Here is a 548-nt window from a genome sequence, read left to right as displayed (position 1 = left end):
TGGGCAGAGTCGTAACTCCCATCATCGGAAGACCTCGACCCATCAACCCGACACCGACACGCCCCCACGCCGACAACCGGCTACACCCTCAAATCGGAAGAGCCGCTTTAGTCGGCGTCTCGGGCTGCTCCGCTGTCGGATTGGCAAAGGTGCCGACCTGCTCGGAATATGCGGCCATGAGCTCGACGACAGGATTAATGTCCGACCTATCCGATGATCAGAAATCGGCCATCGACAACATCCTCACCAAGCACGACCGGAAAAGCGATGCGTCCAATCAGTTGATCGCCGCAACGCAGATCGTCGCCTACTGCAATATCTATAGCGGGAAGGCGAGCTCCCACAAGGATGACCCGATCGACGGCATTCCTGGTTTGAAGGACTGAACCGTCCCCGAGGCTCGAGGTACCCTCTCGGCTGTGCTTCGGGTCGCCACGGTCAATGTGGCTCTCCGACTCTCCGCGTGATGTGGTCCTGATGTGAGGGCTCGTGGCCCTGTAGCAGGCTGGGTGGTGTCTATGCATCCAGTCAGTCAGGACCACGAGCGT

At 59.3% G+C, this 548-nt stretch carries 1 protein-coding gene; it reads left to right on the top strand.

The features are described from left to right. A partial coding sequence (locus ABD209_RS15505; protein WP_344067817.1) for a hypothetical protein occupies positions 1 to 386 on the top strand: 386 nt, incomplete at its 5' end. Between the last annotated feature and the right edge of the window lie 162 nt (positions 387 to 548).

The sequence above is a fragment of the Nostocoides vanveenii genome, from assembly GCF_039531165.1.
GTDB lineage: Bacteria > Actinomycetota > Actinomycetes > Actinomycetales > Dermatophilaceae > Nostocoides_A > Nostocoides_A vanveenii.
This window is presented reverse-complemented; position numbering and strand designations above follow the sequence as displayed.